The sequence below is a fragment of the Methylopila musalis genome (genome assembly GCF_042679725.1).
In the GTDB taxonomy this organism is placed as follows: Bacteria; Pseudomonadota; Alphaproteobacteria; order Rhizobiales; family Methylopilaceae; genus Methylopila; species Methylopila musalis.
This window is the reverse complement of record NZ_JBHTMX010000332.1, coordinates 1-1,632: the sequence shown is the minus strand read 5'-3', so window position 1 is coordinate 1,632 and position 1,632 is coordinate 1. Positions and strand designations below refer to the sequence as shown.

The window sequence follows — 1,632 nt, the reverse complement described above, 5'->3', positions numbered from 1 at the left end:
CGCGAGGCCGAGCGCGATTCCCGCCCAGCGCCGGGCGCCGAGGCGTTCGCCCAGCAGGGGGCCGGCGGCGAGCGCGGTGAACAGCGGCTGCAGCGCCGCGATCAGCGCCGAGATCCCCGCCGGCACGCCGTGGGACACCGCCCACCACACGCCGCCAAGATAGACGCCGTGCAGCAGGACGCCGCTCAGCAGCGCCCCCGTCCAGCCCGCCCGGTCCTTCGGCCATTCGGCTTTGAGCGCCAGCGCGAGCGGCGCCAGCAGCGCGATCGCGCCCACATAGCGCAGGCACAGGAAGGTGAGAGGATCGGCGTGGGGGGCGGCGTATTTGGCGACGATCCAGCCGGTGGACCAGATCAGCACGAACACGGGCGGCAAAAGGACGGCGGGCATAGACGAAGGCTCCTGACGCCGCTCTCGTCCGCCGGACGGGCCCCGCACGCAACCACAAATCCGTGATGCGTCGATCACGGCCGGCGATCGCGCGCGTGCGCCGCAGCGAAAACGACTCCCCCGCCGCCACGATTGCGCTACCTTTCCGCCGCATGACCGCCAAGCCTCGCGACGCCATCAAGAGCATCGCTCCGCTGATCTGGGACTCCCTCGTCCGTTTCGAGCGCGACGACGGCTGGGCGATCGCGAGCCATGTGGCGCTGTCGGGCCTGCTCGCGATCTTCCCGTTCCTGATCTTCGTCACCGCGCTCGCGGCCTTTCTCGGCGCGGGCGAGGCCTCGGGCGCGGCGGTGCGGCTGATCTTCGAGACCTGGCCTGCGGGCGTCGCGACCCCGCTCGCGACCGAGGTGCAGAAGGTGCTGACCACGCCCCGCGGCGGGGTGCTGACGGTCGGCGTGCTGCTGACGCTGTGGGTGTCGTCCTCGGCGGTGGAGTCGCTGCGGATCGCGCTCGGCCGCGCCTACGCCTCGCCCACCTCCAAGCCGTTCTGGCTCGCCCGGCTGCAGAGCATCTGGTTCGTGATGCTGGGCGCCTTCGGGCTGATCACCGTGGCCTTCCTGATTGTGCTGTGGCCGATCCTGTGGGGCTTCGCCATCGACTACACCTCGAACGCCTTCCCCGAATACGCCGCCGCGCTGGTGGGGCTCGAGACGATCAGCACCATCGCCCGCTACGCCGTCACCATGGTGGTGGTGGCGGCGGCGCTCACCGCCATGCATCTCTGGCTGCCGGGCGGGCGGCGCCGGGTGCGCGACGTGCTGCCGGGCGTGGCGCTCACCGTCGCGCTGTGGCTCGGCGGGGCGACGCTGTTCGGCGTCTATCTGGCGCGCTTCGCCAATTACGCCTCCACCTATGCGGGCCTTGCGGGCGTGATGACCGCGATCGTGTTCCTCAACGTCAGCGCGGCGCTGTTCATCCTGGGCGCGGAGTTCAACGCCGCCATCGTCGCCCGCCGCCGCAAACGCGCCGAAGCCGCCAGGGCCGCCGACGCCGGGTGAGAGGGGTGCGCCCCCCTTTGTCCCGGCCTTGAGCCGGCAACTGTGTTTTCATGCTGTGGCATTTTTGAAGGGCGTGCGGTCTCTCAGGACGGCGTTTGCGACGGTGACGAGCTTTCGCGCGATGGCGATGAGGGCGACCTTGGGCGGCTTTCCGTTCGCGCGCATGGCTGTGTAGGTCGCGGCG

General features: G+C 70.8%; 2 protein-coding genes and 1 pseudogene. 1 reads left to right on the top strand and 2 read right to left on the bottom strand.

Annotated features, from left to right (window positions below; all coding sequences use genetic code 11):
• A partial coding sequence (locus ACFQ4O_RS17355; protein WP_378777610.1) for a DMT family transporter occupies positions 1-390 on the bottom strand: 390 nt, incomplete at its 3' end.
• A gap of 152 nt (positions 391-542) precedes the next feature.
• On the opposite strand from ACFQ4O_RS17355, the gene ACFQ4O_RS17350 reads away from it, so the two are divergent.
• Entirely contained in the window at positions 543-1,448 is a 906-nt protein-coding gene (locus tag ACFQ4O_RS17350; protein WP_378777608.1) for a YihY/virulence factor BrkB family protein, read from the top strand.
• A 48-nt stretch (positions 1,449-1,496) separates the two neighbouring features.
• On the opposite strand, the pseudogene ACFQ4O_RS17345 reads toward ACFQ4O_RS17350, so the two are convergent.
• Positions 1,497-1,632: pseudogene (locus ACFQ4O_RS17345) on the bottom strand (IS110 family transposase); the annotation flags it as partial.